26 protein-coding genes, 1 tRNA gene and 1 pseudogene are annotated in these 25,883 nt (G+C 74.0%); 15 read left to right on the top strand and 13 right to left on the bottom strand.

Annotated features, from left to right (window positions below; all coding sequences use genetic code 11):
• Window positions 1-58 precede the first annotated feature (58 nt).
• On the top strand, window positions 59-1,090 hold the full coding sequence (locus HJG43_12605) for a LacI family DNA-binding transcriptional regulator (protein UER55239.1): 1,032 nt from the start codon (window positions 59-61) through the stop codon (window positions 1,088-1,090).
• A 38-nt stretch (window positions 1,091-1,128) separates the two neighbouring features.
• Here the strand turns inward: HJG43_12605 and otsB are convergent, their stop codons facing one another.
• Complete coding sequence (gene otsB / locus HJG43_12600; GenBank protein ID UER55955.1) at window positions 1,129-1,881, bottom strand: trehalose-phosphatase; 753 nt, start codon at window positions 1,879-1,881, stop codon at window positions 1,129-1,131.
• 5 nt (window positions 1,882-1,886) lie between these two features.
• A complete protein-coding gene (locus HJG43_12595) occupies window positions 1,887-3,293 on the bottom strand; it encodes a trehalose-6-phosphate synthase (GenBank protein ID UER55956.1) in 1,407 nt (468 codons plus the stop codon).
• 167 nt (window positions 3,294-3,460) lie between these two features.
• Here HJG43_12595 and HJG43_12590 point away from each other — a divergent pair, with 167 nt between their 5' ends.
• The 8 genes and pseudogenes from HJG43_12590 to HJG43_12555 all read left to right on the top strand — a co-directional run bounded on the left by HJG43_12590 (window position 3,461) and on the right by HJG43_12555 (window position 9,511).
• Complete coding sequence (locus HJG43_12590) at window positions 3,461-3,889, top strand: CBS domain-containing protein (GenBank protein UER55238.1); 429 nt, start codon at window positions 3,461-3,463, stop codon at window positions 3,887-3,889.
• Between the two features lie 24 nt (window positions 3,890-3,913).
• Complete coding sequence (locus HJG43_12585) at window positions 3,914-5,617, top strand: serine/threonine protein kinase (GenBank protein UER55237.1); 1,704 nt, start codon at window positions 3,914-3,916, stop codon at window positions 5,615-5,617.
• A 64-nt stretch (window positions 5,618-5,681) separates the two neighbouring features.
• Window positions 5,682-6,320: a hypothetical protein gene (locus HJG43_12580; GenBank protein UER55236.1), complete on the top strand. Its 639-nt coding sequence runs from the start codon at window positions 5,682-5,684 to the stop codon at window positions 6,318-6,320.
• A 118-nt stretch (window positions 6,321-6,438) separates the two neighbouring features.
• Complete coding sequence (locus tag HJG43_12575) at window positions 6,439-7,005, top strand: copper resistance protein CopC (GenBank protein UER55235.1); 567 nt, start codon at window positions 6,439-6,441, stop codon at window positions 7,003-7,005.
• Window positions 7,002-7,616, top strand: coding sequence for a DoxX family membrane protein (locus tag HJG43_12570; protein UER55234.1), 615 nt, complete (start codon window positions 7,002-7,004; stop codon window positions 7,614-7,616). Before HJG43_12575 ends, HJG43_12570 begins: the two co-directional genes overlap by 4 nt.
• Complete coding sequence (locus HJG43_12565; GenBank protein ID UER55233.1) at window positions 7,613-8,362, top strand: thioredoxin domain-containing protein; 750 nt, start codon at window positions 7,613-7,615, stop codon at window positions 8,360-8,362. Before HJG43_12570 ends, HJG43_12565 begins: the two co-directional genes overlap by 4 nt.
• A 106-nt stretch (window positions 8,363-8,468) precedes the next feature.
• Window positions 8,469-8,541 (top strand) — tRNA-Thr (locus HJG43_12560).
• A 157-nt stretch (window positions 8,542-8,698) separates the two neighbouring features.
• Window positions 8,699-9,511 (top strand): annotated as a pseudogene (locus HJG43_12555) (ACT domain-containing protein).
• A 126-nt stretch (window positions 9,512-9,637) separates the two neighbouring features.
• Here HJG43_12555 and HJG43_12550 read toward each other — a convergent pair.
• From HJG43_12550 to HJG43_12540, 3 genes are read right to left on the bottom strand one after another with little or no spacing between them, the layout of a single operon-like run.
• A complete protein-coding gene (locus HJG43_12550) occupies window positions 9,638-10,279 on the bottom strand; it encodes a peroxiredoxin family protein (protein UER55232.1) in 642 nt (213 codons plus the stop codon).
• A gap of 9 nt (window positions 10,280-10,288) precedes the next feature.
• Complete coding sequence (locus HJG43_12545) at window positions 10,289-11,236, bottom strand: cytochrome c biogenesis protein CcdA (protein ID UER55231.1); 948 nt, start codon at window positions 11,234-11,236, stop codon at window positions 10,289-10,291.
• Window positions 11,237-11,239: 3 nt separating this feature from the next.
• On the bottom strand, window positions 11,240-11,524 hold the full coding sequence (locus tag HJG43_12540; protein ID UER55230.1) for a glutaredoxin: 285 nt from the start codon (window positions 11,522-11,524) through the stop codon (window positions 11,240-11,242).
• A 172-nt stretch (window positions 11,525-11,696) separates the two neighbouring features.
• Between HJG43_12540 and HJG43_12535 the strand changes: the two genes are divergently transcribed.
• Window positions 11,697-12,311: an amino acid transporter gene (locus HJG43_12535; GenBank protein ID UER55229.1), complete on the top strand. Its 615-nt coding sequence runs from the start codon at window positions 11,697-11,699 to the stop codon at window positions 12,309-12,311.
• A gap of 75 nt (window positions 12,312-12,386) precedes the next feature.
• Window positions 12,387-12,896, top strand: a complete 510-nt coding sequence (locus HJG43_12530; GenBank protein UER55228.1) for a heavy metal-responsive transcriptional regulator — start codon at window positions 12,387-12,389, stop codon at window positions 12,894-12,896.
• Between the two features lie 134 nt (window positions 12,897-13,030).
• Here HJG43_12530 and HJG43_12525 read toward each other — a convergent pair whose 3' ends face one another.
• From HJG43_12525 to HJG43_12505, 5 genes are all read right to left on the bottom strand, one after another.
• Window positions 13,031-14,473 carry a dicarboxylate/amino acid:cation symporter gene (locus HJG43_12525; protein ID UER55227.1) on the bottom strand — a complete coding sequence of 481 codons (1,443 nt, stop codon included), beginning with the start codon at window positions 14,471-14,473 and terminating at the stop codon, window positions 13,031-13,033.
• Between the two features lie 352 nt (window positions 14,474-14,825).
• The gene (locus HJG43_12520) at window positions 14,826-15,200 is read right to left on the bottom strand and encodes a CrcB family protein (protein ID UER55226.1); all 375 of its coding nucleotides are present in this window, start codon (window positions 15,198-15,200) and stop codon (window positions 14,826-14,828) included.
• The gene (locus tag HJG43_12515) at window positions 15,197-15,631 is read right to left on the bottom strand and encodes a CrcB family protein (GenBank protein ID UER55954.1); all 435 of its coding nucleotides are present in this window, start codon (window positions 15,629-15,631) and stop codon (window positions 15,197-15,199) included. Before HJG43_12515 ends, HJG43_12520 begins: the two co-directional genes overlap by 4 nt.
• Window positions 15,628-16,386, bottom strand: coding sequence for an SDR family NAD(P)-dependent oxidoreductase (locus HJG43_12510; protein ID UER55225.1), 759 nt, complete (start codon window positions 16,384-16,386; stop codon window positions 15,628-15,630). Before HJG43_12510 ends, HJG43_12515 begins: the two co-directional genes overlap by 4 nt.
• Window positions 16,386-17,567 carry an acyl-CoA dehydrogenase gene (locus HJG43_12505; protein UER55224.1) on the bottom strand — a complete coding sequence of 394 codons (1,182 nt, stop codon included), beginning with the start codon at window positions 17,565-17,567 and terminating at the stop codon, window positions 16,386-16,388. The genes HJG43_12510 and HJG43_12505 overlap by 1 nt, the downstream gene beginning before the upstream one ends.
• Before the next feature lie 168 nt (window positions 17,568-17,735).
• Here HJG43_12505 and HJG43_12500 point away from each other — a divergent pair, with 168 nt between their 5' ends.
• Together HJG43_12500 and HJG43_12495 are read left to right on the top strand one after the other, a co-directional pair.
• Complete coding sequence (locus HJG43_12500) at window positions 17,736-19,490, top strand: hypothetical protein (GenBank protein ID UER55223.1); 1,755 nt, start codon at window positions 17,736-17,738, stop codon at window positions 19,488-19,490.
• On the top strand, window positions 19,490-20,854 hold the full coding sequence (locus HJG43_12495; GenBank protein UER55953.1) for a DNA polymerase IV: 1,365 nt from the start codon (window positions 19,490-19,492) through the stop codon (window positions 20,852-20,854). Before HJG43_12500 ends, HJG43_12495 begins: the two co-directional genes overlap by 1 nt.
• Here HJG43_12495 and HJG43_12490 read toward each other — a convergent pair.
• The gene (locus tag HJG43_12490; GenBank protein ID UER55222.1) at window positions 20,838-21,647 is read right to left on the bottom strand and encodes a YwiC-like family protein; all 810 of its coding nucleotides are present in this window, start codon (window positions 21,645-21,647) and stop codon (window positions 20,838-20,840) included. The two genes, HJG43_12495 and HJG43_12490, sit on opposite strands and share 17 nt — an antisense overlap.
• A 68-nt stretch (window positions 21,648-21,715) precedes the next feature.
• On the opposite strand from HJG43_12490, the gene HJG43_12485 reads away from it, so the two are divergent.
• On the top strand, window positions 21,716-21,913 hold the full coding sequence (locus HJG43_12485; GenBank protein ID UER55221.1) for a hypothetical protein: 198 nt from the start codon (window positions 21,716-21,718) through the stop codon (window positions 21,911-21,913).
• A 265-nt stretch (window positions 21,914-22,178) separates the two neighbouring features.
• Here HJG43_12485 and HJG43_12480 read toward each other — a convergent pair whose 3' ends face one another.
• Window positions 22,179-23,036, bottom strand: coding sequence for an SGNH/GDSL hydrolase family protein (locus HJG43_12480; protein UER55952.1), 858 nt, complete (start codon window positions 23,034-23,036; stop codon window positions 22,179-22,181).
• 30 nt (window positions 23,037-23,066) lie between these two features.
• A complete protein-coding gene (locus HJG43_12475; protein UER55951.1) occupies window positions 23,067-24,386 on the bottom strand; it encodes a threonine/serine exporter family protein in 1,320 nt (439 codons plus the stop codon).
• A gap of 198 nt (window positions 24,387-24,584) precedes the next feature.
• On the opposite strand from HJG43_12475, the gene HJG43_12470 reads away from it, so the two are divergent.
• Window positions 24,585-25,805: an amidohydrolase gene (locus HJG43_12470; GenBank protein ID UER55220.1), complete on the top strand. Its 1,221-nt coding sequence runs from the start codon at window positions 24,585-24,587 to the stop codon at window positions 25,803-25,805.
• Window positions 25,806-25,883 lie beyond the last annotated feature (78 nt).

Here is a 25,883-nt window from a genome sequence, read left to right as displayed (position 1 = left end):
ATGGACTCCGCAAGGGTCTTTCTGCAAGTTTTCGCAAGCGTGCTGTAGCGTGCGCCACATGAGAGCGCGTCTGGCGGACATCGCCGCTCACGCCGGGGTCAGCGAGGCCACGGTCAGCCGGGTGCTCAACGCCAAGCCGGGGGTGGCGGACAGCACGCGGCAGGCGGTCCTCACCGCCCTGGACGTCCTCGGCTACGAGCGGCCCTCACGGCTTCGGCTCAAGAGCGCCGGGCTGGTGGGGCTCATCGTCCCCGAGCTGGAGAACCCGATCTTCCCGGCGTTCGCCCAGGTGATCGAGAACTCGCTGGCGCAGCACGGTTTCACTCCGGTGCTGTGCACCCAGACGCCCGGTGGGGTGCACGAGGACGACTACACCCAGATGCTGCTGGAGCGGGGGGTCTCCGGCATCGTGTTCGTCTCCGGCCTGCACGCCGACACCACCGCCGACACCAGCCGGTACACCAGGCTGCGCGAGCGCGGGCTGCCGATCGTGCTGGTCAACGGCTACGCCGAGGGCGTCGACGCCCCCTTCATCTCCAACGACGACGTGGCCTCGATGGACCTGGCCGTCTCCCACCTCGTCTCCCTCGGGCACCGCGAGATCGGGCTGGCGCTGGGCCCGTCGCGGTACGTGCCGGTGATCCGCAAGGTGACCGGGTTCCGGGCGGCGATGAGCACGCACGTCGGCACGGACGACGTCGACCGGCTCGTCGAGTACACGCTGTTCAGCGTCGAGGGGGGTGCCGCGGCCGCCGGCCGGCTGGTGGACGCCGGGTGCACCGCGGTGATCTGCGGCTCGGACCTCATGGCGCTCGGGGCGATCCGAGCCGTCCGCGAGCGGGGCCTGAGCGTGCCCGGTGACGTGTCCGTCGTCGGGTACGACGACTCGATGCTCGTCGCCTTCACCGACCCGCCGCTGACGACGATCCGGCAGTCGGTGCAGGCGATGGGCACCGCGGCGGTCCGGGCCCTGCTCGACGAGATCACCGGGGTGCCCGCGCCCCGGGCGGAGTACGTGTTCCGTCCGGAGCTGGTCGTGCGGTCCTCGACCGGCGCCGCGCCGCGCCGCACGGCCGGCCGGCACGACTGACCGGCACGACTGACCGGACGGCGGGGCAGCGGCGGGGATCAGCCGCGCAGGGTGAGCAGCCGCTCGAGCACCCCGGTGACGGCCGCGGGACCGTCCACCCGGTACCTGGCGGCGGTGTCGCCCTCGCCGACCTTGACGGTCACGTCGGCGTCGACCCCCCGGCGGGCGAGCGCCGCGAAGGCGTGCTCGTCGGTGACGTCGTCCCCGGCGTAGAGCACCGCGTCGACCCCCAGGGTGCCGGCGAGCTCGAGCAGCGCGCTGCCCTTGTCGGCCTCGACGACCGACACCTCGACGACCTCCTTGCCCTGCAGCACGTGGGCGCCCTCGACGTCCGCGACCGCCCGCAGCGCGGCGGCGGTGGCGGCGTCGGCCACGGCCCGAGGGGCGCGGCGGGTGTGCAGCACGACCCCGGCTGGCTTGTGCTCCAGGGCCGTGCCGGGATGGTCGAGGACGACCGGCTCCAGGAGGGACACCACGTGCCGAAGGACCTCGTCCGGCACCTCCGGACCGTCTGCCCCGGCGACCTCGGCACCGTGGCTGGCCACCAGCACGACCTCCGGTGGCGGGGCGGCGACGGCCCGCAGGTCCGCCAGCGCCCGCCCGCTGACCAGCGCCACCCGGACGCCGTCACGGCGGCTGAGGGCCCGCAGCGCCGCGTCCGAGCCGGGCAGCGCCCGCGCCGCCGAGGGGTCCTCGACGATGGGGGCCAGGCAGCCGTCGAAGTCCAGGGCGACGAGCACCCGCCCTGCGCCGGCGAACCGGCGCAGGGCGGCGTCGAGGTCCGCCGGCAGGCCGCTCACGGCTGGGGCCCTTGGAGCGCGGACAGGAACGAGTCGGCCCAGCGGGCGACGTCCCGGTCGAGCACCCGTCGGCGCAGGGCCCGCATCCGACGGGCCTGCTCGGCGTCCGGCATCGACAGGGCCCGCAGGATGGTCTCCTTGAGCCCGTCGATGTCGTGCGGGTTGACCTTCAGCGCCTGCGGCAGGTCGTCGGCCGCGCCGGTGAACTCGCTGAGCACCAGGACGCCGCGCTCGTCGTGGCGGGAGGCGACGTACTCCTTGGCGACGAGGTTCATCCCGTCGCGCAGCGACGTCACGAGCATGACGTCGGCGGCCAGGAACAGCGCCGCCATCTCCTCCCGCGGGTAGGAGTGGTGCAGGTAGTGCACCGCCGGGGTGCCGAGCCGGGAGTGGTCACCGTTGATCCGGCCCACGGTGAGCTCGATCTCGTCCCGGAGCACGCGGTAGTGCTCGACCCGTTCCCGGCTCGGGGTCGCCACCTGGACCAGGACGCTGTCCTCGGGGGTGACCTTGCCGTCCTCGAGCAGCTCGCCCCAGGCCTTGAGGCGGTGGCGAATCCCCTTGGTGTAGTCCAGCCGGTCGACGCCGAGGGCGATCCGGCGCGGGGAGCCGAGCTCTGCGCGGATCTCCGCTGCCCGCCGCACGACGTCCTCCCGGCGGGCCATCGCGTCCAGGCCGGCGGAGTCGATGGAGATCGGGAAGGCGTGCGCTCGCACCCGGCGCTCGCCCGCGGCGTCCTGGACCCGGACGGACTGCCCGCGGGTGCTCAGGCCGGCGGTGCGGCGTACCGCCCGGAGGAAGTTGTTCGCGTCCTGCACCCGCTGGAAACCCAGCAGGTCCGCGCCGAGCAGCCCTTCGATGACCTGCCGGCGCCAGGGCAGCTGGGCGAAGATCTCGAACGGCGGGAACGGGATGTGGTTGAAGAACCCGATCCGCAGGTCGGGGCGCAGCCCGCGCAGCACCGCGGGGACGAGCTGGAGCTGGTAGTCCTGCACCCAGACCGTCGCGCCGTGCGAGGCCTGCTCGGCCGCGGCCTCGGCGAAGCGCCGGTTCACCCGGACGTAGGCGTCCCACCAGTCGCGGTGGAACTCCGGGGCGACGATGACGTCGTGGTAGAGCGGCCACAGCGTCGCGTTGGAGAACCCCTCGTAGTAGTCGGCGACCTCCTCGGCGCTCAAGGGCACCGGGACCAGGCGCATCCCGTCGGCGTCGAACGGGGCGTCGGCCTCCCCGGGGGCGCCGGACCAGCCGACCCAGGCGCCGTCGGCCTTCTGCATGACCGGCTCCAGGGCGGTCACCAGGCCGCCGGGGGACCGCCGCCACGACGTGGTGCCGTCCGCCTCGACCTGCCGGTCGACCGGGAGCCGGTTGGCGACGACGACGAACTCGTAGCCGTCCGGCACGACCTCGCTACCAGTGGGCACGACGACGACAGCTCCTTCGACTGGGTCGAGGCCAACATACCGGCGGCGGACCCCTCCCGCTCGGCCGCGCGAGCGGCTACGTTCGGGGCACGGCGGCGAGACCGGGCGGGCGCCACCGCCGGCGCGGCCGCGAGAGGTGGTGTGGGATGCAGATCTCCGGAGTCCTGAGGCACAAGGGCACCGAGGTGCTGACGATCGCGCCGACCGAGTCGGTGCGCACCCTGCTCGAGCGACTCCGCGAGGGAGGGGTCGGTGCCCTCGTCGTGTCCACCGACGGGCGCACGGTCGAGGGCATCGTCAGCGAGCGGGACGTCGTCCGCCGGCTCAGCACCGACGGCGACGGCGTCCTCGACACCGAGGTGTCGCAGATCATGACCGCGGACGTCCACACGTGCAGTCCGTCCGCCACGGTCGACGACCTCATGGCCGTCATGACCGAGCAGCGGGTGCGGCACGTCCCGGTGCTCGAGGACGGCGTACTCGTCGGCATCGTGAGCATCGGCGACGTCGTCAAGCAGCGGATGAGCGAGCTGCAGAGCGAGCGCGACCAGCTCGAGGCGTACATCAGCCGCTGAGCGTCACTCCCGTACCGTGGAGCGGTGACGAGGACGGAGCCGACCGGGGGGCGACTGGGCCGCTACCGGCTCGTGCAGCGGATCGGCGAGGGCGGGATGGGCGTCGTCCACCTGGCCCTCGACGAGGGCGGCCGGGCGGTCGCCGTCAAGGTGCTGCGCCCCCACGTCGCCGGCGACCCGGAGGCGCGCCGACGGCTGGCCCGTGAGGTCGACACGCTGCGCCGGGTGCGCAGCCCCCGGGTCGCGGCCGTGCTCGACGCCGACGTCGACTGCGACACCCCCTACGTCGTCACCGAGTACGTGCCCGCCCCGCCGCTCGACGTCCACGTCCGCGAGCACGGCCCGCTGGACGCCGAGCGGCTCGCCGTCCTCGGTGACGGGCTGGGGGAGGCGCTGGCTGCCGTCCACGAGGCCGGGGTCGTCCACCGTGACCTCAAGCCCGGCAACGTCCTCATGCTCGACGGCGACCCCGTCGTCATCGACTTCGGGATTGCGCACGTCGCCGACGACGTCCGGCTGACCTCCACCGGGCTCGTCATGGGGACGCCGGGCTACCTGTCGCCGGAGGTGGTCGCCGGCGAGCCGGTGACGCAGGCGACCGACTGGTGGGGCTGGGCGGCCACGATGACGTTCGCCGCGACCGGCCGGCCACCGTTCGGTCGCGGCCCGGTCGACGTGGTGCTCGACCGGGTGCGCCGCGGCGACGCCGACCTGGAGGGGGTGCCGGCGGGGCTGATCGACGTGCTGCGCCGCGGACTGGAGGTGGACCCGCTGCGCCGTCCCCGCCCTGCCGAGCTGCGCACGGCCGTCGAGCGGCTGCGGGAGGACGACGCGGACGACGAGGCCTGGGACGACGAGGCGTGGGACGACGAGGCGCCGGACGACGAGGCGTGGGACGACGAGGCCTGGGACGACGAGCCAGCTCGAGAGGTCGAGGATCCCACCAGCGTGGTCCCGGTCCCGCCGACGGCGGCACTCGAACCGGTGGTCCGGCAGCGCGACGCCGGTGCGGTCGCACCGCCGCACTACGAGCTCCCGTCGTACCCGCCGCCGGGGTACCCGTCGTACCCGCCGCCGGGGTACCCGTCGTACCCGCCGCCGGGGTACCCGCCGTACCCGCTGGCTGCTGCGGCGCTGGCTGTCCCGCCGCGACGCAGCGGCACGATCGCCGCCGGGCTGCTCGCCCTGGTGGCGGTGGCCGCCGTAGCCCCCGCTGTCGCGGTCATCGCCGCCCTGGTCGGCTCTGCGCTGGCCCGCACCGTGGACCGGGCGCACGGCGCACTGCTGCGGCGCCGGCACGAGCGGGGGCCTCGGCGAGCCGACGTCGTCCGGGCCGTGGCGGCGTCTCCGTGGCACCTCGTGCCCGCGACCGTCGTCGCCGTCGTCGCCCTCGTCCTGCCCCTGCTGCTCGGCGTGGCCGTCGCGTTCCTCACCGGCTGGTTCCTCGGTGACGGCGGGCTGCGGCTGACCGGCGTCACCCCTGGCAGCCCGGTGGCGCTGGCGGCCGGGGCAGCGTCCGCTGCTGTCGCCGCGTGGTGGGGACCGGGCGGCGCCGCCCTGCGGCGCGGCACCCGGACGGTGGTCCGGGCGGTCGCCCCCGGTCGCGGCGGGTCACAGGTGGCGGTCGTGCTGCTCCTGCTGGTCACGGCCGCCGCCGTCCTCGTCGCGCTCGGTGGCGCGCAGCCCGACTGGACGCCGCTGCCCGGTCCGCCTCTGGGCCTGAGGTGACGGTCCGGTCACGACGAGCCGGCAGGACGGGTCTGAGGCGTGTCGGCTCACGTACAGTCGTGCCATGTCCGCGGCGGGTACCGGTTCGGCGGGGGGTGCTCCCCGCCTGCTCGTCGTCCTCGTCCTCGCCGTCCTGACGACGGTGGCCGCGCACGGCCTCGTCGCCGGGGCGCCGCCCGAGCCGCTGGCGGTCGCTGCCGGTGTCGTCCTGGCGGCTGGTGCTGCGCGTCTCGCCGACCGTGCCGGTAGCTCCTGCCTGACGAGTGTCCTGGCCGCCCAGGTGGCCCTGCACGTCGTCCTCGCCCTCACTCACCCGGTGGGGTGCCTGCAGGCCGTCGGCCGGGCCGCGGCCGCCGGCCTCGACCTGGCGTGGTGGAGCGCCTCGACGATGTGCCTGTCGAGCGGCCTGTCGCCGGGGGCCGCTCAGCAGGTGGCGCTGACCGCCGTCGTGTCCGTGGTGCCGCTGCTCGCCGTGCACACCGTGCTGACCGTCGCCGGGGGAGCGTGGCTGGCCCGGCTGGAGGACGCCGTGCGTGCGGTGGGGGCCCTCGTCGGCGCGGTGCTCGTGCGGGTGACCGAGCCGGTCCTGGTCCCGAGCCGCCCGGTGACGGTGCCGGTGACGTCCGAGCAGGCCACCGTCGACATCGCCGTGCCGCAGCGCTCCGTGGGACGGCGCGGTCCGCCGGTGGCGCGACGCGTCTGACGCGCCCGCCGCCCGCTCACCCGTCCGCTACGGAGAGAACCCGACCATGTTCCCGACCATGTTCGTGCCCTTGTCCCGAGCCCGCCCTCACGCCCCCCGGCCCCCCGCGGCACGTGCCGTGCTCGTCACGATCGGCGCGACGCTCGCCGTCCCCGCTGTGCTCCTCGGGTCGACCGCCCCGGCGGCGGCGCACACCGACCTGCGCTCCACTGCCCCGGCCGTCGACCAGACCGTCCCGGACCTGACCGAGATCCGGCTCGAGTTCACCGGCGACGTCCTCGACCTCGGCACCCGATTGCGGCTCACCGGCCCGGACGGCGTCGTCGAGCTGGCCGCCCCGGTCGTCGACGGCCGCACCGTCACCGCCGCCGTCCCCGACGGCGTCCCCGGTGGCCAGTACACCCTCACCTGGCGGGTCACCGCACAGGACGGCCACCCGCTCACCGGCGAGTACGGCTTCACGGTGCGGCCCACTGCGACAGACTCCCGGTCGTCTGCGTCGCCCCCGGCGACGTCTCCGGCGTCCGTGCCGCCGCCGGCAACCCCCGAGCCGACCGCCTCAGCTGCCGTCGGTCCAGAGACGGACGGCTCGGACGTCGCGGTGCTGCCGTGGGCGCTCGGCGCCGGCGCCGTCGTCCTTGCCGCCGGCGGGTGGCTGCTGACCCGACGAGGCGGAACCCGATGAACCGCGCGAGCGTCGTTCCCTGGGTGGGCACTGTCCTGCGCCTCGTGCTGGCCGGGGTCCTCGGCTACGCCGGTGCGATCAAGCTGCCGGACCCGGACGAGTCCGTCCGCGCCGTCCGGGCCTACCAGCTGCTGCCCGAGCCGGTCGTCCAGGTCGTCGGCTTCGGACTGCCGGTGCTCGAGGTCGCGGTGGCGCTGCTGCTGCTGCTCGGGCTCGGCACCCGGATCGCCGCCGGAATGTCCGGCCTGCTGATGATCGCGTTCATCATCGGGGTCGCGTCCGCCTGGGCCAGGGGGCTGACCATCGACTGCGGCTGCTTCGGCGGCGGCGGTGAGGTCAGCGCCGAGGACACCGAGTACCCGCAGGAGATCCTCCGGGACCTGCTTCTGCTCGCCGCCTCGGCATGGCTGGTGTGGCGGCCGCGGACCCGGCTCGCCCTGGACAACGTCCTGTTCCCGGACCGGCACATCCTGGACGCCGACGACCTCGACTCCGACGACCCCGACTCCGACGACCCCGACTCCGACGACCCCGACTCCGACGACCCCGACTCCGACGACCCCAGCACGGCCGACCCTGACGCCGCCGAACCACGAGGAGCCTCCCGATGAGCACGAACGCCCCCCGTCCCACCAAGGCCGAGCGCAAGGAGGCGGCGCGCGACAAGGCCCGCCGGATGCGCGAGGAGGCCGAGGCCAGGCAGCGGCGTAACCGCCGGCTGGCCATCGTCGGCGCCGTGATCGGCGTGCTGCTCGTCGTCGTGGCCGTCGGCGCCATCGTCCAGGCGGGTCGCAGCAACGTCTCGGACGCCACGGCCGTCCCGAGCGGTCTCGTCGACAACGGCGTCCGCACCGGTCCGGCCGACGCGCCGGAGGTCGCCGTCTACCTCGACTACGCCTGCCCGGCGTGCGCCCAGTACGAGGCGCAGGACGGCGAGTGGCTGGTGGAGAAGGCCGAGGCCGGTGAGATCGCGCTGGTGCACAAGCCGATCGCCATCCTCGACCGGTACTCCACCACCGAGTTCTCCACCCGGGCCGCGAGCGCTGCGGCCTGCGTCGGGGAGACCTCCCCGGAGGCGTTCTCGGAGTTCAACCGGCTCATGTTCGTCAACCAGGTCGCCGAGGAGGGGCCGGGGATGACCAACGAGGAGATCTGGTCCATCGCCGAGACCGCGGGCGCCGACCCCGAGGCCGAGCAGTGCGTGCTCGAGGAGCGGTACACCGGCTGGGCGGCCAACGCCACGGACGCCGCGTCCCAGGCCGGCGTCCAGGGCACGCCGACGGTCATGGTCGAGGGCGAGATCCTGCAGGACCGTTCGCGTGAGGCGGTGGAGGCGGCCGTCGCCGCCGCCGGGTGAGGGCCCGGCCGGTGACCCGCGCCGCCCCCGGCTCGGGTCACCGGCCGCACCGCTGTCGGGTCGTCCTCCCCGACGACCGCCGCCCGGACTAGAGTCCGGGCGTCCCGCCGGCATGGCGCAACTGGTAGCGCACCCGACTTGTAATCGGGCGGTTCGGGGTTCGAGTCCCCGTGCCGGCTCTCGACCGAGCGACACCGGACCGGCGCCTAGGTGACGAGCCGGGGACCGGCGTAGAGCCTCCCGGCTCTGACCTCCACACCGAACCTTGTCGAAGCTGCAACCTCCGCGGGACGTGGACGGAACCCGGCGGCAACGCCATCGCGCCATGGTGAGCGCATGGACCAGCATCTGACGCAGGCGGTGACGGGCGCAGACGCCTGCGACGTGTGCGGCCGCCGGCCGCACCCCCGGCGGGCACGGCTCGCCCTGGCCAAGCTCCTTGTCGTCTTCCCGGTCGAGCTCGTCCTGCACGCCCTCGTCGTCCACTACCACCTGTCGTACCTGACAACGGTCGTGGTGCTCACCGTGACAACGACCGTGCTCGTCATCTGGGTCGTCGAGCCGTCGGCCATGCGGCTGCTCCGGACGTGGCTGCACGCTCCCGCCCTGGCCATGCGCCGGCGCGTCGAGACCGCGCCCGCCCTGTGGAGGATCCGCACGAGGGTCGATGACCACCCAGGAGCCTTGGAGCAGCTCGCGAGGGGCCTCGCCAGGCTGGACGCCAACATCCTCAGCATCCATATCCACCCGCTCGAGAACGGAGCGCTGGACGAGATCATCGCCGTGGCACCCGAGGAGGTGGAGAGCGCGGCGATCGGTGCCGCCGTCGAGAGAGCCGGGGGCGCTGACGTTCAGGTGTGGCCGACCTCGGCGCTGGCCCTCGTCGACGGCCAGACCACTGCTCTGTCGTACGCCGCTCGTGTCGCAGCCGACGCCGCGGAGCTGCCCCTGGCGGTCTGTGAGCTGCTCCGCGCCCGCCTCGTCGTCGACCGCATCACGGCGCTCACCGGTGGACCCGACGCCGCCTCCGAGGCGGCGACGACGCTGCGTGTCCCCTCACCGTGGACCGGCCTGTTCGTCTTCACCCGGCCGGGTGAGCCCTTCACCCCCGCGGAACGGGCCCGGGCGAATCGCCTCGCCGAGGTGGCCGAGGCCGCCGCCGGCCGGTGGACCGGTCAGCCGGAGACGGACCTGCAGCGGGATCCGCGCACGTGGGTGGACCGCTGACGCCGTCGTCCGCGGTGCCGGTTCAGTGCCAGCCCCACGCAGCGGCCGTCAGGCGTTCAGCCGGTGCTGCAGCTCGGTGGCGAGCTCGGTCGGGTCGAGCCACATGCTGGGGTACTCGCCGTACCAGCGCTGGACGCCGTCCCGGTCGATCAGGACGAAGCTGTGGCCGGGCAGCCCGGCGTGCATGCCCGTGCCGAGGACGCCGTACGCCTCGGACACCGTGCCGTCGTCCAGCAGGAACGGGGTCCTGACCCCGTTGGCGGTCATGTCGGCGAGGATCTGCTCACGGGTGTTCATCACGACGGGCAGGACGGTGACGTCGAGAGCGGCGAGCTCGTCGCCGACCTGCCGCTCGATCTCGGCCATCTGCACGAGGCAGGACTGGCAGCCGGCCCCCTCGTTGAAGTAGATGAGGACGTTCTCTCCCCGGTAGTCCGCCAGGCTCACCTCGCGGCCGTCGGTGTTCACGAGGCTGAAGTCCGGTGCCGGCCGCGCCTCACTCGAGGAGGCGGGCCTCGAGGTGAGCATCATCGCGGCGAGAACGGCGGCCAGGACCGCGGCGACGGCGACCCAGGTGGTGATGACGAGCGCTCGCCGTCGGTGGTCCTGCTGCTCCTGCTGGCGCCGGAGCTGGTTGGCCTTCTCACGGCGTTCCTGCTCGGCCTGGTGGGCCGTGGTCCTGGTGGTCATCGTCGGTCCTCAGGGTGTGCTGACGGGGTGGTCGGTGTGGTGGTCGGCGTGGCAGTCGGGGGCTTCGGCGCCGTCCTGCGGCGCGGGGTCCACGCCCTCAGGACGCCGGTCGCGCAGGGTGGCGTACACGAACACCGCTGCCAGGGCGAGAACACCCAGACCCAGTACGGGTTCGGGCACACCGGCAGTCAGACCCTCGATCTCACCGAAGACCGCCGCCAGCCTCTGGCCGATGGCGCCCTGGAAGCGTGGGCCGCTGGTCATCTGGCCGGTGTTCGCCAGGAAGATCACGAAGACGCCCATGACGGTGAACGCGAGCGCCACGGCGAGGTTGACGGTGTTCGTAGCCAGGACGCGCCCGCCCAGGCGGAGCCGGACGGGACGCGCCTGCAGGAAGCGGCGCTCACCGAGGCGGTACCGGTCCCACAGCAGGGCCATCACGAAGAGCGGGAACACCATGCCGAAGGTGTAGGCCAGGCCGAGGGTGATGCCCCCGAGCGCCGAACCGGACAACGCCGACAGCGCCATCACCCCGGCCAGGACCGGGGCACAGCAGGAGGACGCCACCCCGGAGAAGACCCCGAGGGCGAAGAAGCTGCCGGTCTCCCCGCGGCTGGTGTCCGGTGCGCGCAGGAAGGACGGCAGGCTCATCATCCGGCCGGAGAGGCTGAACGCCGCCAGCGCCAGCATGAAGGCACCGCCGAGGTAGTACAGCAGCGAGTGGTAGTTCGCGATCGTGGCCGCTACCAGGCTCATCCCGAGCGTGATCGGGACCAGGACGAGCGCGAGTCCCGCGGTGAACGCGAACGTCAGGGGCAGCAGTCGCCACCGGCGGTTCTTGACCGCGACCGCCAGGTAGGACGGCGCGAGGAAGACGATGCAGCAGGGGGCGAAGAGGGCGACTCCGCCGGCGAAGAACGCTGCGAGCACCGACCCGGTGGTCAGCAGGTCTCCCACCGCTCAACCCGCCTGTGCGGCAACGGAGTGCCGCTGCTCGAGGAGCCGGACCAGCTTCTTGCGGGGGAGCCGGCCGAAGCTGAAGAAGGTGCCGTCGACCAGCACCAGCGGACTCATCGGCGACCGGTGGCGGCGGGTCAGGTCCTGGCCCCGCTGGCTGCGGATGTCGACACGCTCGATCACGAGCGGGTACGAGCCGGCGAGCCGCGACAGCTCGGCCTCGGCGTCCTCACAGAGGTGGCACGCCGGCGCGTGCACCACCGTGACGTGGATCGGGGAACCCGTCATGTCGTCCTCTCTGCGCCCCGCGGTCGGGATCTCTACCCCAGTACGGTCGGCGGACCGTGTGGTGGATCCCGGGGGACTTTGGTGAAGGTTCGCTGAAGAAGGGCAGCTCACGACGGTTCTGGCGACGCCGTCCTTGGGATCCTCGATCCCGCCGTGGCCGTAGCGTTGCCGGGTGCCCGCCGACCTCGTCGCGGCCCTGGCCGGACTCGGCCTCGGGCTGTCCCTCATCGTCGCCATCGGGGCGCAGAACGCGTTCGTGCTCCGGCAGGGGCTGCGCCGGCAGCACGTGGGCGCTGTGGTGGCGGTCTGCACTGCCTCTGACGCCGTCCTCATCACCGCCGGAGTGGCCGGTGCCGGAGCGGTCATCGGGTCCCGGCCGTGGCTGGTCGACGTCGTCCGCGTCGCCGGGGCGGTCTTCCTCACCGGCTACGGACTGCTCGCTGCCCGCCGGGCCCTGCGGCCCGGCGTGCTGACACCGGACGGCGCCGGCTCGGCGTCCCGACGGGTGACCGTCACCACCGCGCTCGCCCTCACCTGGCTGAACCCGCACGTGTACCTCGACACCGTCGTCCTGCTCGGGTCGATCGCCCAGACCCACCCGGGCCGGCAGTGGTGGTTCGCCGCCGGCGCGGTGGCGGGCAGCGTCCTCTGGTTCGTCGGGCTCGGCTACGGGGCACGGCTGCTGCGCCCGGTGTTCGCCTCAGCACGTTCGTGGCGGGTGCTCGACGGGCTCATCGCCGTCGTCATGCTGGCGCTGGCGGTCTCGTTGCTCGGTTCGGCCTCGTGAGCCCCGCCCCCCGATCACCAGCCCGTCGCGCTCGCTTGACCTTGGAGCCGACTCGAAGGTCTAGCGTCAGCAGGTATGACGACGAGGACGGGCTCCGGAGGCGGGATGCGGGTTGCCGAGCTCGCCGCTGCCGTCGGCGTGAAACCGGGCACCGTCCGCTACTACGAGAAGCTCGGGCTGCTGCCGCAGCCCGAGCGGACTCCGGCCGGGTACCGGCAGTACGACGCCGCGGACGTCGACCGGCTCCGATTCGTCCAGGGGGCGCAGCGGCTGGGGCTGAGGCTCGCCGACATCCGGGACCTGCTGACCGTCCGGGACACCGGCCGGTGTCCCTGTGAACCTGCCGAGCACCTGCTGTCCCGCCGCATGGCGGAGGTCGACGCCGAGATCACTCGACTGACCGCGCTGCGCACCGAGATGGCTGCGATGCGGGACGCCCTGCCTGACGAGGACTGTCCCCCGCCCGCCCCCGGAACGTGGTGCCCACCAACGCCAGAGGAGGTGACGATGATGACGCTGGACCTGACCGTGGACTGCTGCGAGGACCCCACCTGTCCGCCAGAGGAGTGCGGCTGCGACTGCTGAGCCCGCACGGTAAGGGGCCACCCACGGCCTCGGACCGCGGAGCACCCCTAGAGATCGCCGGGCCAGGAGGACCGGGGCGGTCCGGACGACGAACACCGTCCGGTTCCGGCGTCCCGGTCCTCCTGGTGTGGCGATCAGGCGCCGGACGCGCCCGCCGGTGCCCGCTCGTCCGACCGGGTGACCGGCTCCACGAGGTCCGGGTCGAGCGGTTCGTCGGCGAACGGGTCCTTGGCGTTCGCCGCGGCGTAGACGGCCTCGTCGAGGATGCCCTCGCGCTTGGCGACGATCGTCGGCACGAGCGCCTGACCGGCGACGTTCACCGCCGTCCGGCCCATGTCGAGGATCGGGTCCACGGCGAGCAGCAGGCCGACGCCCTCGAGCGGCAGCCCGAGCGTGGACAGGGTGAGCGTCAGCATGACGACGGCTCCGGTGACGCCCGCGGTCGCGGCAGAGCCGATGACCGACACGAACGCGATCAGCAGGTAGTCGGTGACACCGAGCTCCACGCCGAAGAACTGCGCCACGAAGATGGCGGCCAGCGCCGGGTAGATCGCGGCGCACCCGTCCATCTTCGTCGTCGCGCCGAGCGGCACGGCGAACGAGGCGTAGGCCCGTGGGACGCCGAGGTTCCGCTCGGTCACCCGCTCGGTCACCGGCAGCGTGCCGATCGAGGAGCGGGAGACGAAGCCGAGCTGGATGGCCGGCCAGGCAGCCGCGAAGTACCGCAGCGGGCTGAGCCCGTTGAGCCGCAGCAGGACCGGGTAGAGCACGAAGAGCACGAGCGCGAGGCCGACGTACACGTCGGCGACGAACACCCCGAGCGGCGCCAGGGCGTCCCAGCCGTAGCTCGCCACCGCCCGGCCGAGCAGGCCGACGGTGCCGAGCGGTGCGAGCCGGATGATCCACCACAGCACCTTCTGGACCACCGCCAGCGCGGAGCGGCTGAAGGCCAGGAACGGCTCGGCCGCCCGGCCCACCTTGAGCGCCGCGACGCCGACCGCCACGGCCACGACGATGATCTGCAGGACGTTGAACGACAGGCCGGTGCTCAGCGACCCGTCGGCGCCCTCCGAGGTCGACGCCTGCAGGCCGAGCACGTTGCCCGGCACGATGCCGACGAGGAAGTCCAGCCAGGAGCCTGTCCTGGACGGCTCGCCGGCGGCGCCGGCGTCCACACCCGTGTTGAGGCCGGGGTTCGTCAGCAGGCCGAGAGCGATGCCGATGCTGACGGAGAACAGGGCCGTGATCGCGAACCACAGCAGGGTCCGGCCGGCCAGGCGGGCAGCGTCGGTGACCTGCCGCAGGTTGGCGATGCTCGCCACGATGGCGAGGAACACCAGCGGTGGGACGACGGCGCGCAGCAGGGTGACGAAGGCGCCGCCGATCGTGTCGAGCGTCGTCGTGAGCCAGTTCGGGTCCTGCTCCGGGCCGACTGTGCCCATCGAGCGGGCGACGAGGCCGAGGACGACGCCGAGCACGAGGCCGACGAGCACCTGGACGCTGAACGGGACGGCGGTGAAGGGGTTTCGGGACCGGCGGCGCGCGGGGGCGTCGTCCGTGGTGGGACGGGTGGTCATGGGTACCTCTCGGATACGACGGAGCGGTGCCGGCACGCACCGGTCGGCGGCGCTCGAGCGCGCAGCAGGGACCGGGGTCACCGGCGGGGCAGGCAGGCCTGGGGCTCAGCCGAGACGACACAGCGCGGTGCAGGTCCGCAGCAGGTCGACGTGCCTGCGCTGGACCTGGTTCTGCCGCTGGCACTGGCAGATCCGCATCGGTGCTGTCCTCCGGGTGTCGTCGTGCTGGCGGAACGCTAGGCGGCGGCTCACAACGGGGCGCAGCGCCGTCCGGATGCCGGACGCGATGACCGGACAGGGCCGCGGCCTGCTGCGGTCCTCACTCAGCCGATCGGCGCCCGGCCGGTCCGGCTCACCCGTGGACCGCCTCGCCGAGCAGGCCGCCGAGCGCCGTCCCGGCGAGCACCGCGGCGACGCCGACCGCGAGAGTCACCAGCACGTACCCGACGGCGAGCGGCCGGACCCCCTCGGCGTCCAGCCGGAAGGCCTCGTAGCTGAACGTGCTGTACGTCGTCAGCGACCCGGCGACCCCGATCCCCACCGCGACGGCCGCCGCGCTCGGGAGGGCGGCCCCGGCGACGGCAGCCGCCAGCAGCGTCCCGGTCCCGTTGGCGAGCAACGTCCCCAGCGGCAGGGCCCGCCCGCTCACCGGGTTCACCCACGCGTCGAGCAGGTAGCGCAGGACGGCGCCCACGGCGGCCCCTAGGACGACGAGCAACCAGGTCACCGGCCACGCCCCGCGCGCTGGGCCCCGCGCACCCCGACGTGCACGGCGAGGAGCGCCGCCACCGTCGTCCCGACGAGGTACCCGGCGGCCTCCCACGACCCGCCGCCGTCGGCCAGCCGGGCGGACTCGAGCAGGGTCGTCGAGAAGGTCGTGAACCCGCCGAGAACGCCGACCCCGACGAAGGGCCGCACCAGCCGGTGCACCGCCGGCTCGGGGCCCGGCGGGCCGTGCCGCACGAGCACCCCCATGAGGACGCCGATCAGCAGGCACCCCAGGACGTTCGCCGTCAACGTGGCCCAGGGAACGCCGCTGCCGCCCCAGGGGACGGCGAGCGCCAGGGCGTACCGGGCCGAGGCGCCGAGGGCGCCGCCGGCGGCGACGACGCCCAGGACCGCCGGGTCCACGCTGGGCCGCGGCCGGGACCGGCTCAGCGCGGGCCCATCCGCAGCGCGCCGTCCATTCGGATCACCTCGCCGTTGAGGTAGTCGTGGTCGATGATCGCCAGGGCGAGTTGGGCGTACTCGTCGGGGCGGCCGAGCCGCTGGGGGAACGGTACGCCGGCGGCGAGCGACGCGCGGAACTCCTCGCTGACCGTGGAGAGCATCGGCGTCTCCACGATGCCGGGGGCGATGGTGCACACGCGAATGCCGTACTGGGCGAGGTCCCTCGCGGCCGGCAGGGTCATCCCGACGATGCCCCCCTTGGACGCCGAGTAGGCGACCTGGCCGATCTGCCCCTCGAACGCGGCGACCGACGCGGTGTTGACGACGACGCCGCGCTGCCCCTGCTCGTCGGGCTCCGTGCGGGCGATCTGCTCGGCGGCAAGGGCCAGCACGGTGAAGGTGCCGACGAGGTTGACCTCGACGACCTTCGCGAACAGGCCCAGGTCGTGCACCCCCGACTTTCCGACGATCCGTGCCGCCGGGCCGATGCCCGCGCAGTTGACCACGGTCCGCAGCGGGACGCCGGACTGCGCGGCGGACCCCACGGCGGCCCGCACCTGCTCGGCGTCGGTGACGTCGGTGGGCAGGTACTCCACGCCCTCGAGCCGGTCCGCGGCGTCCACCGCCGCCGGCAGGTCGAGCACGAACACCGACGCCCCGCGCTCGGCGAGGGCTGCGGCGGTCGCCGCCCCGAGGCCGGACGCCCCTCCGGTGACGACGGCGGCGGTGCGGTCGAGCTGCATCAGCTGGTCTCCCTCGTGACGTGCGTGATGGTGCCGGGGTCACCCGTGTCGAGGTGGCGGCCGATGACCATCCGCTGGATCTGGTTGGTCCCCTCGAAGATCTGCATGACCTTCGTCTCGCGCATCCAGCGCTCGACGGGGAAGTCCTTGGTGTAGCCGTAGCCGCCCAGCGCCTGGACGGCGTCCGTCGTCACCCGCATCGCGTTGTCGGTGGCGACGAGCTTGGCGACCGACGCGGCCCGGCTGTACGGCAGCCCGGCGTCCTTGAGCCGGGCGGCGTGCAGGAAGGCCGCCCGGGCGCTGTCCACCGCCGCGGCCATGTCCGCGAGCAGGAACGCCAGCCCCTGGTGCTCGATGATCCGCCGTCCGAACGCCTCCCGCTCCTTGGCGTAGGCGACGGCGGTGTCGAGCGCTGCCTGGGCGACACCGGTGGCGACCGCGGCGATGCCGAGCCGGCCGGCGTCCAGGGCGGCGAGGGCGATCCGCAGCCCCTCGCCCTCCTCGCCGATCCGGCGCTCCACCGGCACCCGGACGTCGTCGAAGCGCATCGTCGCCGTCGTCGAGCCGGTCAGCCCCATCTTCCGCTCGGGGGGGTCCGCGGAGAGCCCCTCGGCGTCCGCGGGCACGAGCAGGCAGGTGATGTCACCGCGCGCGTCCCCGGTCCGGGCCAGCACGGTGTAGAAGTCGGCCTCCCCGCCGTGCGTCGTCCAGGCCTTGGCGCCGCGGACGACGTACTCGTCGCCGTCCCGGCGGGCCCTGGTCGTCATCGCGGCGACGTCGGACCCGGCCTGCGGCTCGGACAGGCAGTACGCGCCGAGCAGCTCGCCGCCGAGCAGGTCCGGCAGCCAGCGGTCCTGCTGCTGGGGCGTGCCGCGCGTGACGAGCGGGAAGCAGGCGAGCGCGTGGACGCTGGTGCCGACGCCCACCGTCGCCCACGCGTACCCGATCTCCTCGAGCACCTGCAGGTACACCTCGTAGGGCTGGCCTCCGCCGCCGTGCTCCTGCGGGTACGGCAGGCCCAGGACGCCGGCGCGACCCAGCAGCCGGAACATCTCCCGGGGGAAGACGCCGTCGGCCTCGGCGGCGGGTGCCCGGGTCGCGAGCTCCCGGGTCGCCAGCTCGCGGACCAGCGCGAGCAGCTCGGCCGCCTCCTGGGTCGGCAGGACGCGGGACGCGGGCATCGGGACCTCCGGGTGTCGTCGGCCGTGCACGGGCGGACCGGCCGCCGGGTGCTTGGAAGGTCTACCAGACGCGGCGCGCCGAGCTCGACGCGGTGCCCGGTGCGGTGCCGTACCGGCCGGGACGATGGAATGGCGCCGGCAAGACCGACCTGTGGGAGGGACGTGACGGTGACCGAGCCGCGGCGGCGGCGCCTGGACCGCCGGTCGCCCACCGTCGCGGGCGTCGTCCGGGCCCTTCACGCGCGCCCCGGGGAACCTGCCGACCCACTGGTCCGGCGCTGGCCGTCCCGCACCCCGGTGGTGGTGGCGGTGCTGTTCTTCGCGCTGGCGCAGACGCCGTCACTGCTCCCGCGGTCCTGGTTGCTGCAGGGCCTCGTCGGCGGGATCACCGCGGCCATCGGCTACGGTCTCGGCGCGTTCCTCGAGATGGCCAGCCGGCCGTTGCGGCGCCGACTGGACGCCGGACGGCGGCCCCCGTCCGACCGGTTCGCCTGGGCGGTGGTGACCGGGGCCAGCGCCGTGGTCGTCGTGGCGTCGCTGTGGACCGGCCGGCTGCAGCAGCGCCAGACCCGGGCACTCGTCGGGATGGCGGAGGACCAGCCCTGGTACACACCACTGATCCTCGCCGTCGCGGTGCTCATCGTCGTCGTTGTCGTCCTGCTCGCCCGGCCGGTGCGCCTGGGGGCGCGTCTCGTCCGCCGGCTCGTCGACCGGGTGGCCCCGGCGTGGGTGGCATCGGCTCTTGCCGGTCTCGTCGCCGCCCTGGTCGTCGGCGGCATCGTCCAGGGCGTCGTGGTCGACTCGTTCTTCGAGGTCGCCGAGGAGTCGGCGGCGGCGAACAACCGGACCGTCCCTGACGGTGTCGCCCCCCCGGACGCCGCCACCCGATCCGGCGGGCCCGGCTCACTGGTGCCGTGGGAGAGCCTGGGCGCCAAGGGGCAGGCGTTCGTCGCCGGCGGACCGTCGCCGGTGGAGATCGGTGAGTTCGCCGGCGCCGACCCGGTCGACCCGGTGCGGGTGTACGTCGGCGTGGACTCCGCCGAGGAGCTCGAGGAGCGGGTGGCCCTGGCGCTGGCCGAGCTCGACCGCACCGGCGCCTGGGACCGGTCGGTGCTCGTCGTCGCGACGGCCACCGGAACCGGGTGGGTCAACCCGGAGGCCGTCGACGCGCTGGAGTACCTCACCGGCGGGGACAGCGCCGTCGTCAGCCTGCAGTACGGCTACCTGCCCAGCTGGGTCTCGGTGCTGCTCGACCCGAGCCCGGCCAGCCACGCCGGCCAGGCCCTGTTCGACGCGGTGCACGAGCGGTGGTCCGCGCTGCCGGCCGGCGCCCGGCCCGAGCTCGTCGTCTACGGCGAGAGCCTCGGCTCGTACGGGGCGGAGGGCGCCTTCGACGACCTCGACGAGCTGCTGGAACGCACCGACGCGGTCCTGCTCGTGGGCCCGACGAACGCCAACCCGTTGTGGAACGAGATGCTGCGAAGCCGGGAGCCCGGCTCCCCGGTGTGGCTGCCCGAGCCGGCCCAGGCCCCGCAGGTCGTCGTGGCGGACGCGCCGGCCGACCTGCCCGACCCCACGCCGCCCGCCGACGTGGTGGTGCCCGAGGTCGTGTACCTGCAGAACTCCTCCGACCCGGTCGTGTGGTGGAACCCGTCCCTGCTGTGGGAGCGGCCGGCCTGGCTGCACGGCGAACGGGGCCGGGACGTCTCGCCGTCCATGCGCTGGTACCCGGTCATCACGTTCTGGCAGGTGGCCGTCGACCTCGCTCTCGCCGCCGAGGTCCCACCGGGCCACGGCCACCGCTACGAGCCGGAGATCGTCCACGCCTGGGTCGCTCTGCTGGCCCCCCAGGGGTGGACCGCTGCGGACACCGAGGCGCTGGAGGCTCTCGTCGTCCCGCCGTGGCCGCCTCCGGGGGAGTGATGCGCGAGCGGCCCGAGATCCTGCACGTCGACCTCGACGCGTTCTTCGCCGCCGTCGAGCAGCGTGACAAGCCGTCCCTGCGGGGGCGTCCGGTCGTCGTCGGCGGCGTCGGCGGGCGCGGGGTGGTCGCGACGGCCTCGTACGAGGCGCGGGCGTTCGGCGTCGGCAGCGCGATGCCGACCGCCGAGGCCCGTCGCCGGTGCCCCCACGCCGCCTTCCTGGCCGGGCGGTTCACCGCCTACCGTGCCGCGTCCCGTGCGGTGATGGGGCTGCTGCACGAGGTGTCCCCGCTGGTCGAGGCGGTCTCCTTGGACGAGGCGTACGTGGACCTGGCCCCGGTCGCGCCGGACCTCGACGTCCAGACCGTGCGGGCGGTCGCCGAGCGGCTGCGCGCGGACGTGCGGGCGGCGACCGGGCTGACCATGTCGGTGGGGGCGGCCACGAGCAAGCTCGTCGCCAAGGTCGCCTCCGACCTCGACAAGCCCGACGGGCTGCGCGTGGTGGCCCCGGGTACGGAGGCCGCGACACTCGCCCCGCTGCCGGTCCGTCGGCTGCCGGGCATCGGGCCGGCCAGCGAGGAGCGGCTCGCCCGCCGGGGGGTGCGGACCGTCGGTCAGCTTGCCGCGCTCGGCCTCGACGACCTCGTCGAGCTGCTCGGGCAGGCCCACGGCACCGCCGTGCACGCCGCCTCCCGCGGCCTGGACGACCGGCCCGTCGTCCCGGAGCGGGAGGCCAAGTCGGTGTCCGCCGAGGAGACCTACCCCACCGATCTCACCGACCGGCGGGTGATGGCCGAGCACGTCCGGCGGCTCGCCGACCGGGTCGCCGTCCGGCTCGCCGGGCACGGGGTGTCCGGCCGGACGGTGACCCTCAAGCTGCGGCGCTACGACTTCTCCACCCTGACCCGGTCGGTGACGCTGCCCCAGCCGACGGACGCCGTCCGGGAGATCGCCGCCGTCGCGGCCCAGCTGCTCGAGGGCGTCGACACCAGTGGCGGCGTCCGGCTGCTCGGTGTCGGGGTCTCCGGGCTCACCGACTTCGCCCAGCAGGACCTGTTCGCCGAGCTGGGCCCGCCTGAGGTCCACGACGTGGCGGCGGGCGACGACCCGGCGCCGGCCGCGCCCGCCCCGGCGCCGGCCGCGGTCCCGGCTCTCGTCGTCCGGCCGGCCTGGCGGCCTGGTCAGGACGTCGTCCATGCCGTCCACGGGCCGGGGTGGGTGTGGGGCGCGGGACTGCGCCGGGTCACCGTGCGGTTCGAGGGGCCGCGCACCGGGCCGGGCCCGGTGCGCACGTTCCCGGACGACGACCCCGACCTCGCGCCCGCGGACCCGCCGGTGTGGGAGCCGGTCAGCGACCCGCCGTGAGACCGGGTGCCACCGTGAGGACGACGAGCAGGACGACGGAGTGCACGATCTCGAGGATCCCGACCTGCTTGGGTGACAGGGCGAACCGCGGCAGCACCGCCGCCCGCACGGCCAGCCAGCCGAACAGCACGCCTGTCGTGACGGCCGCCGGCGCTCCGGCGACGGTGGCCGCCACTGCGACGGTGACGGCGGCCGCGGCGACGTGGTAGCCCACCGACACCAGCCACCAGGACCGCTGACCGCGCTCGCGGATCATCGTCTTGACGTAGAAGGCGGTACCGGCGAAGTAGAGCCACGTCACCGCCCACACCGGCCACGTCGCCGTCGCCGGCAGACCACCGGCGAGTGCGGCCACCGGGATCATCAGCGTGCCCTGGGTGATCCCGGCCAGGTCGTTGACGATCGAGCGCTCGTCCCGGCGCCAGGCGTACCAGGCGCTGACGGCCAGGAGGACGGCGAAGACCGGCCCGGCCCACAGCAGCACGGGCCGGGCGACGACGACAACGAGCAGGGCGGGGGCGGCGAGGGCGGAGTAGAGCCGCAGCTGGTCGCGCACCCGGCCCGGGCGCCGGGTCTTCACCGCAAGGAGCGCGTAGTAGGACAGCAGGTAGCCGGCCAGCCAGCCGACGAGCAGCGGCAGGTGCGGCCACGCCGGGCCGGCGAGGACGACGCCGACGGCGTAGGGGACCAGCAGCATGGCCCACGCCCCGTGCTGCGGGGGCAGGTAGCGGCGCAGCGCCTTGCGCCCCGCGCTGCGCCGGGTCATGCGCTGGGAGCCGGTGGCCGTGGACATCGGCTCCGACGGTAGACCCACCGTCGCGGTGCGCGGTCACCGCTGTCCGGCCTGGCACAGTGGGCCTCATGCAGAGCGCTGAGGAGCAGGCGGACCCGGCCGTGGTCGAGGCCGTCATCGCTGTGCGGGACCGGTTCGGGGTCAACGGCCTGCGCGACATGATCCGGCTCGCCGAGGCCGAGCTGGCCACCGCGCAGGAGGCCGTGCGCCGGCTCGGAGAGCTCACCCGGCCCGACGCCGGGCCCGACGACGACCGGACCCCCTAACCTCTTCGTGATCATGCAATCCCGCCACCCCAGCCGCCTGCGAACCTCTTCGTGATCATGCAATCCCGCCACCCCGCACGACGCATTGCCCGCCCGCACAATGCTGGGTTCGTGGCGCGACACGCTGGCAAAATTGCGCCGAACCCAGCACTCTGTGCTCCCACCCTTGCCGTTGATCAGGCCGACAACTTCCTGTTCCTGATCACGACGAGGGCGTGCGGGGTGGCGGGATTGCATGATCACGGGGAGGGGGGTGGGGGGTCGGTCAGTCTCGGACGTCGAGGGGTGCGGGGTTCAGCGGGACGGGCTCGACCGGCGCGGGGTGAGGCCGTTTCGCCGTCCGCCCGTCCCCGGAGGAGCGGCCGCGCAGCCGGCGCCCCAACCACGGCGCGACGTGCCCGCGGACCCAGGCGGCGTCGTCCCGCAGCACGTCCAGACGTGGCCGCGGCGGCTCGGGCTCGAGCGGCACGGCGTGCTCGCCCCCCGTGGTCAGGCCGAGGGTGTGCAGGGCGAGCGCAGCGACCCGCCGGTGCCCCTCGGCGGACAGGTGGATCCGGTCGTCGGCCCACAGCCGCCAGTCGCGCAGCGCCCGCAGCCCCCACAGGTCGATGACGCGGGCGCCGTGCCGGGACGCGATCGACCAGATGTGGGAGTTGTACGTCGCCACCTTGCCACGGGTCCGTTGGATCAGCGGGGCGTTGCGCGGGTCGACACCGGTGGCCATCAGCACGTCGGCGCCGGTCCCTCGTAGGAGGCGGACGGCGTCCTCGAGCCGGACGGCGAGGTCGTCGGGGTCGGTACCGGGACGCAGGACGTCGTTGCCGCCGCCGACGATGCTGACGAGGTCGGCACCGGAGTCCAGGGCGACCGGGAGCTGCTCGGCCAGGATCTGGTCGAGCAGCCGACCCCGGACGGCGAGGTTGGCGTACTCGAGCCCCTGCGCGCCGTCCGCGACGCGCCGGACGTGCAGCGCCTCGGCGAGCCGGTCGGCCCACCCCCGGTACTCACCCGGCGTCCTGGGGTCGGGGTCTGCCATCCCCTCGGTGAAGGAGTCCCCGAGGGCGACGTACCGGTGCCAGCGCGGGACGACGTCCGGTGCTGGGGTGACGGGTTCAGGTGACATGGGGGTGTCGTTCACGACGTCCAGGATGACTCAGGTCCGGGCACCGCTCGCCCGGCGGCGGACCTTGCGGTCCCACCGGTCGAGCTCGGTGCGCACCGGCGTGGCGAGGAACTCCCCGAGGGTGATGCCGCCGGCCAGCCCGAGTCCGATCGAGGCGGCCGTGGTGAGCAGGCCGAGCCCGGCGGTGATGTCCTGGTCGACGACGATGGCGAACAGGCCGCGGTAGATGGTCAGCCCTGGTAGCAGCGGTGCGACCGCCGACGCGGCGATGACCAGCGGCGGGATCCGCAGCCGTTCCGTCGTGGCCTCCCCGATGAACCCGACGACGACGGCGGCGAGTGCCGAGGCGACCGCCGGCCCGGCGCCGAGGTCGCGGGTCAGCGAGTAGACGATCCACGACAGGGCGCCGGCGACCGCGGCCAGGGCGGCCGACCGGGGTCGGGCGTACGAGGCGACCGCGAAGAACATCGCGATCCCGGCCGCGGCGGCGAGCTGCAGCCACGCGGGGACGGCGTAGGCGACCGGGTCGAGGACGGCCAGCGGCACGCCCACGGCGTTCGCGACGTCCAGGACCGAGGCGATGCCGACGACGATGCCCGCCGTCAGGGTGAGCACCTCGAACATCCGGGCCGCGGCGGTGACGTGGAAGCCGCTGATGGCGTCCTCCGCGGCGCCGACCAGGGACATGCCCATGAGCAGGACGACGATCCCGGCGCCGACGACGAGCGAGGTCCGCACGCCCGTCTCCAGGACGACGAGGACGACGGCCACGGACGTCGCGAGGGCGGCGCCGGCCGCGTGCTGGAAGAACTGCGGCAGACCCCAGCGAGACAGCGCACGCATGAGCACGTCGATCGCGGCCGTCGTGAGTCCGGCCAGGACGGCGACAGCCCATCCCCCGCCGAGGAGCAGGCCGACCGACGCGGCGGCCAGCCCGAGAGTCGTGGTGACGATCCAGCGCCGGTAGGGGTGCGGGGTGGCGAGCACCCGGTCGAGGCGCTGGTGGGCCTCCTCCAGCGGCAGACCGTCACCGGTGACGACGTCCCGCGCGAGGTTCGTCACCGCGTGCAGCCGGGTGTAGTCGGTGGCCCGGACCCGGACGATCCGCATCCCGGTCAGCGGCACCTCGTCGTCCCGGTCCCAGCTGACCGTCAGGGAGGTGTAGGTGACGTCGACCTGGCAGGAGGACAGGCCGTAGGCGGCGGCCACGCGCAGCACGGTCGCGGTGACGTCGGCGGCCGGGACGCCGACGGCGAGCATGGCCTCACCGATGCGCAGGGCGAGCTCGAGCGCCGAGTGCGCGGTGAGGTCGTCCATCTGGCTGCGCGAGGTGCGCAGGCCGATCTGCATCGTCGGCGGGCTCGTGCCGGCGATCGCGCGGCGGGCCCGGTCGGCCAGACGCGTGTACTGGGGCGGCTTCGGCACGTCCGCCAGGGTAGGGGAGGCTGTCGGTCGTCCGACGAATCGCACGGTGCGGGTGGACCCGCACGGTGGGACGTCGTCCGGACCGACTGCCAGACCAGACGCACGATGCAGGAGGAGGAGCGCATGCCGACGACCGTTGCCATCACCGGGGGCCGGGTGGTCCCCGTCGAGGGGGAGCCCGTCGAGGGCGGGACCGTCCTGATCGTCGACGGCCGGATCGCCGCCGTCGGCGCCGACGTCGACGTCCCGGACGACGCGGAGGTCGTCGACGCGACCGGCTCGTGGGTGCTGCCCGGCTTCGTCGAGGCCCACGCCCACCTCGGCGTCCACGAGGAGGCCGAGGGCTGGGCCGGCCAGGACACCAACGAGATGACCGACCCCAACGGCGCCCGGATGCGCGCCCTGGACGCCATCAATCCCGCGGACGAGGGCTTCCGAGACGCGATCGCCGGCGGCGTGACGACCGCCGTGGTCAAGCCCGGGTCCGGCAACCCGATCGGCGGTCAGACGGTGGCGCTGAAGTGCTGGGGCCGGATGGTCGACGAGATGCTGCTGCGTCAGCCGGTGTCGGTGAAGAGCGCGCTCGGTGAGAACCCCAAGCGGGTGTACGGGGACCAGAAGAAGCTCCCCTCGACGCGCCAGGGCGTCGCCGCGGTGATCCGCGACGCGATGACCCGGGCGCAGGACTACCGCACCCGCCGGGACCGGGCGGCGGACAACGGCGAGCCGTTCGACCGTGACCCGACGTCCGAGGTGCTCGTCAGGGTGCTCGACGGCGAGTTGCCGTGGTCTCAGCACAGTCACCGGGCCGATGACATCGCGACCGCGATGCGCCTGGCCGAGGAGTTCGGCTACCGGCTCGTCCTCAACCACGGCACCGAGGCGCACCTGCTCGCCGACGTGATCGCCGAGCGAGGCATCCCGGTGATCATCGGGCCGCTGTTCACCACCCGGAGCAAGGTGGAGCTGCGTCAGCGGCACCTGCGCAACCCCGGTCTGCTGGCCCGCGCCGGCGTCCGGATCGCGATCACCACCGACCACCCCGTCGTCCCGATCAACTTCCTCGTCCACCAGGCGTCGCTGGCCGTCAAGGAGGGCCTGGACCGCGACGAGGCGCTGCGTGCCCTCACCATCAACCCGGCGACGATCATGGGGCTGGACGACCGCGTCGGGTCGCTGGTCCCCGGCAAGGACGGCGACGTCGTGGTCTGGTCCGGCGACCCGCTCGACGTGTTCTCCCGCGCGCTGCGGGTGTTCGTCGACGGCCGGCAGGTCTACACCTGGGACGACGAGGCCGGTGACGGCGTCCACCTCAGCCCTTACCCCACTCCCACCCACCCCTGACCCTCTTCGTGATCATGCAATCCCGCCCACCACTGCGCCCCCTGTTGGTGATCATGCAATCCCGCCCACCACTGCGCC

The sequence above is a fragment of the Kineosporiaceae bacterium SCSIO 59966 genome (assembly GCA_020881835.1).
Taxonomy (GTDB): Bacteria; Actinomycetota; Actinomycetes; order Actinomycetales; family SCSIO-59966; genus SCSIO-59966.
The sequence above is the reverse complement of the archived record's forward strand: the minus strand, read 5'-3'. Positions and strand labels throughout refer to the sequence as shown.